General features: G+C 56.6%; 1 protein-coding gene and 1 pseudogene. Both read right to left on the bottom strand.

Features of this window, described 5'->3' with window-relative positions; translation table 11 throughout:
- Positions 1-2240, bottom strand: a 2240-nt coding sequence (locus EFD56_RS32215; RefSeq protein WP_245440662.1) for a hypothetical protein, incomplete at its 3' end; no start/stop codon positions are given.
- A 767-nt stretch (positions 2241-3007) separates the two neighbouring features.
- Positions 3008-4190, bottom strand: a pseudogene (locus EFD56_RS32205) (transposase).
- Between the last annotated feature and the right edge of the window lie 498 nt (positions 4191-4688).

The following is a 4688-nucleotide window of genomic DNA, read 5'->3' as shown; positions in this document are numbered from 1 at the left end:
AGCTCATAATCCGTCTGGATATGCTGGTCGCCCAGCCATTCGATATGGTCGAGCGACAATCCGCTGCGGCCTTCGATCGATGGATCAACCTGCTGCAGCGGCGAAGTTGATCTGAACTCGGCACGTGAATCCGAACGGCCGTCCAGACCGGCCGGTTCGCGGCCACTTGCCGGCTCAGGGGACAACCCCGACGCTGCGTTCGCCTCAACGACTTGCTGGTACTGCCGAAGCCGCTTGAAAGAGATAGTGTGTTTTCCCATGTCTTCGGTGAAGTCTTGGTAATCTTTTTTCAACGACCATTGCTGCTGATCACTGCCGTTGAGCCGGCTCGCTATGCTCTCCCTACCCCTGGTTTGCAGCCAATCACTAAACTTTCGTTGAGTGCTGGCCAGTCTCCAGACGACTCTCCTCTGCGAAGTCGAGTCCGGTCCGAGCTTACTCAGCTCTTCGTTGGCGAAGCTATCAATCATGAGGGCGTCGTCGGGATAAGGATTATGCTGTTTCAACTGCGACTCAGCGCCTAGATACTGCCGCAGCCGATCGAAACTCACGCTTATTCTTTTTCCTTCAGCGTTGGTAAAGTTACTGTAATCGTCCTTTAACGACTGTTGCTGCTGATCACTGCCAGTCAAGCGACTGCCTATGCTCCCCCGACCCTTCTTTCGGAGCCAATCACTAAACCTCCGTTGATTGCTGGCCAGATTCAAGACTACTTTCCTCTGCGAAGTCGAGTTCGATCCGAGCTTGCTCAGCGCTTCCTTGGCTAGGTCATCAATGATGCGGGCGTCATCGGGATAAGGATCATGCTGTTTCAACTGCGACTCGGCGCCTAGATACTGCCGCAGCCGATTGAAACTCACGACCACTTTTTTTCCTTCCTCCTTGGTAAAGGCCCTAAAATCCTCCTGCAACGACCGTTGCTGCTCATCAGTACCGGTGAGTCGGCTGACCATGCTCTCCCTGCCCTCCCTTTTGAGCCAATCGCTAAATTTTCGTTGGTTACTGGCATTTTTCCGGGAAGTCGAGACCGGTCCGAGCTTACTCTGCTCTTCGTTGGCCAAGGCCTCAATAATGAGGGCGTCGTCGGGATAAGGATCATGCTGCTTCAACTGGGACTCGGCGCCTAGATACTGCCGCAGCCGATCAAAACCCACGTTTATTCTTCCTTCAGCCTTGGTAAAGCCCCTAAAATCGTCCTTCAACGACCCTTGCTGCTGATCACTGCCAGTCAGGCGACTGGCTATGCTCCCCCTACCATTCTTTTGGAGCCAATTACTAAACCTCCGTTGATTTATGGCCGTAATCCGGACAACATTCCTCTTGGAAGTCGAGTCCGATCCGAGCTTGCTCAGCTCTTCGTTGGCTAGGTCATCAATGATGCGGGCGTCGTCGGGATAAGGATGATGCTGTTTCAACTGGGACTCGGCGCCTAGATACTGCCGCAGCCGATCTAAACTCACGACCACTTTTCCCTCGGCCTCGGTAAATTTCCTAAAATCCTCCTGCAACGACCGTTGCTGCTCATCAGTACCCGTGAGTCGGCTGACTATGCTCTCCCTGCCCTCCCTTTTGAGCCAAGCGCTAAATTTTCGTTGGTTACTGGCATTTTTCCGGGAAGTCGAGACCGGTCGGAGCTTACTCCGCTCTTCGTTGGCCAAGGCCTCAATAATGAGGGCGTCGTCGGGATAAGGATCATGAATTCGGCGGCCCATCAGGCGCGGCCCAGGTCCAACGGCTTGGAGTTCTTGCCCCTCAGGCGAGAGCCTCCTGAAATGAGACAGTGCTGAGTTAAGACGCTTACGATCGTCCCCACCGTTTGCCCAGTAATCCGCGATATCACCGGCTAGCGAATCTGGATCGTTTAAAAACCGAGAAGCCATCGAATCTCTGTTTTCTGCTCGGAGCCAACGAGCGAACCTCCTAAGAATCCCTAAATTGTTCTCGACGGTAGCCTCGGGAACCCTTCCGTCCCCTCGGCCGACGCTACCGTCGGGTAGAATTTCGTAGTTTCGGACTGCTTCCGCGAACTGGTTGATGCGGGTCTCGTCATCAGGATGCATGTCTCGGTCGGCGGGGCGACCACGCTTGGCGCCGACGCGAACCTTGGTTGAGGCCACGTGAGTCTCCGTTGCGGCATCGACGTCTTGCTGCCCGCGCAAGTCGCTCGGATCCTGTTCCAGGTCTCGGCTCTCTGAATAGTAGTCGTCGATCCAGGCGTCCGTCTCGAAAGCTCCGGTCACGCCTTCGATCCACCCACTTACTTCGCGAGAATCGTCATCGCGCGGCTGGTTCCGTCTTGGGTACATCGATGCCGGTCCTCCGGAAATTCAAATTTGGAACCTCGATCCTAATGCCTGCCGACCGCCGCCCAGCATGCTAAAGCCAGATCCAATCATGCCCTCAAGGCATGGCCGAACACCATATGGCGACGGCTTGCCGACAATCGTCTGCACTCGACCATCAGGCCGACACAGAGGCTCGCCAGCTTGCCGCTTGCCATGCGGAGCCCGCTAAAATTGGCCTTCATTTAAGCAGTTCGAGTGATGTGTTGGACATGCAGCGTGAAGGGTGCCGTCAGAATTTCCGATTCCAACCAATCTTTCCGCCGGCCTTTCTGATTTCGCCGCCTCAGGCAACGGAACCATTGCGGTGTAGCTGCTTGCAGAACCCGTTGCACGCCTGATAGTTATGCGACCTATGGGGCGGCGATCAGGATGAGACGCCGTATTGCCTCACCCAAGAGTGTTCCCGGAGAATAATGTCGTTGGCTCACTCGATGTTTTCGAATGCCTCACGGGTTGTTCCGATCGTATCCCCGCACCTGGTGCAGGTGACGGAGGTAGCGAAGCCGCTCGCGAGCGCGCCTCTCAATAGCGCTGTAGCGAGCGGGCGGCTTCGCGGGCGGTCATCATGTTTTCCGGTGGGGTCGGTTGTCGAAGGCCAACCTGGCGGTAAGAGCGCGGATGACGATCCTGTATTGTTCGGTAATGATCTCACTGCCCGACCTCTATACTTTCCGTCTGCCGCGCGGCATCGGCGAATGGCCCGAACACCAGCGCATGGCCTGTGTACTGCGCCAGATTTTCATTCGGCGCTGCACGGTCCGAATGAGGCCGTCGGGATACACGCCGGGGCATTTGACCTGCAAGCGTTCAAGCAACTCTCGCGAAGTTCGCCAAGGCTCCGCCTCGAACCATTCCTCGAGTTCGGCAGTGACGGCGAGTAGAGGATCGGGCCTCCGCCGCTCTCGCTTGGCCGCTGGCTTGGAGCTGGCAGTCGGTTTCACTTCACCACCACGCCAAGCAATCCGTAAGCCAGAAAGAAAGTCTTCGAGCGTCAGGTACATCGCCTTGAGCCAAAGGCATGTATCCTCCGGCGTGCGTGGGTCGTCAAGCAGCCGCTGGAAGAGTGTGGCAGGACGATGATAGCGCTTGATCACCTTGGCTCCGTCACGGTGCTTTTCTTTCAGCTTGAATGATGGCTGAAAGAAATTCACGAACAACCGCATTGACGAATAAAGCTTGGCCAGCTCCCGAGTGGCTCGCAGCCCCTCGAAGCGTCGGTATCCAACGATCTTGCGCACGATTGCGCCATTCTTCTGCTCGACAAATGCCTGATCATTCTTTCGGTAAGGGCGGCAACGGGTAAGTTCGATATTATCGCGCAAGCAATACTCATGAACACTCTCGTTCATGAACACACTGTCGTTATCGGTGTCGAAGCCCAGCAGCGGGAACGGCAGCAACTTGCGCAGTTCGGCCAACGCAGTGATCAGTACCGTTTGCTCGCGAACCATCCTTGAGGACCCGATCAATCGTCGCTGGGCTCATCGTCAAGAGTCGCCGGCGCGTCTCGCTATTCATATCGCCGTGTCCATGACGTTCCATCGCTTCGATTAGTGTTGGCAACAGGGGGTGTAGTCGCTTGCCGCAAATTCGATCCGACGCCTCCCAAACAACGACGAGCGCTGCCCGCACGTCGTCGCCGTAAACCCGGCGCCCTGGCCGAGGACCACCCTTCGCCGGTTTGCGTTCTCCTCGCAGCAGTCGCATCGCATGCTTGCGATGAAAGCCCGTGAGCGCCACGAACTCGTCTAACATCCTCGCCTTCTCGGCCCGCCCGCCTAACACATAGCGACAACTGATCGCTGCCACCAATTCCGCACGTGTCGCCATGCTGACCTTCCTCATCACAGCTCCCGAGGTTGATTCGGCGGGAGCAATTTAGATGAGGCAATAACCCATTCTCAGGGAGCAGTTCAGGCGAGGCAATGCGCGCGACAAACTGGCGGTGCCTTTGATTGTCGCGAATGAGGCTGGCCTGCCGCGCCGGCGTTTGACCCCCATGGGTGGAACGTCGTCGATAGCTTTCAACGTTCATTTCGAATGATCGTTGCGTGATGAACAAGTCGGTCCACCGCGGCACCCGCCCGCAGGCATTAGTTGCAGGATACGGGGTCGGCATCGAGCACCCAACTCACACGTTGGCTCATGATCGCTGTATGAAATGCATCCGGCGCCATGGGCGGGTTTCGTCCTGGCCTGAAGCCATAGTAGAACCCGCAAAGGGTAGGCCGTCATAGACGGCACTAAGCACTTCAGCGACCGCGCCAGCATCCTTCGCACCCGAGGCTCTTCCCGCATCCGTATCTGTCTACACCTCAGATGCGACAGCCGTCGCCTCTTGGG

The sequence above is a fragment of the Rhizobium phaseoli genome (assembly GCF_003985125.1).
In the GTDB taxonomy this organism is placed as follows: Bacteria; Pseudomonadota; Alphaproteobacteria; order Rhizobiales; family Rhizobiaceae; genus Rhizobium; species Rhizobium phaseoli.
The sequence above is the reverse complement of the archived record's forward strand: the minus strand, read 5'-3'. Positions and strand labels throughout refer to the sequence as shown.